We start from the raw sequence: 296 nt of genomic DNA on the forward strand, positions 1-296 counted from the left end.
GTTTTCCACCGCGCTTGCTGAGCCGCGCTTCCATCGCATTCAACAACCGTTTTTCGCTGCGTCCCCTCCCCGCCCAACCTTTCGCTCTCCTTTCGCTTTCATCTCGTCGTCGGGAGTCTGCTCGTCGGCCGCGATCTCCGTCTCAACCGGAGTTCCGGCGTCGGTCGGCGTCTTCTCGTTCTCGCTCATGTTCGAACCGTTCTCCTTCGGGCCCGGTTCCACCGGCTAGCTCAGCAGGCGCAAGAAGCCGCCGAGCAGCCCCGTCGCCATGAGCACGCCCACGGCGACCAGAAACC

1 protein-coding gene is annotated in these 296 nt (G+C 63.9%); it reads right to left on the minus strand.

Annotation, left to right across the window (positions count from 1 at the left end):
• Positions 1–39: 39 nt before the first annotated feature.
• Positions 40–189 carry a hypothetical protein gene (locus NE591_RS14765; RefSeq protein ID WP_256157046.1) on the minus strand — a complete coding sequence of 50 codons (150 nt, stop codon included), beginning with the start codon at positions 187–189 and terminating at the stop codon, positions 40–42.
• Positions 190–296 lie beyond the last annotated feature (107 nt).

The organism is Adlercreutzia sp. DFI.6.23, from assembly GCF_024462535.1.
GTDB lineage: Bacteria > Actinomycetota > Coriobacteriia > Coriobacteriales > Eggerthellaceae > Adlercreutzia > Adlercreutzia rubneri.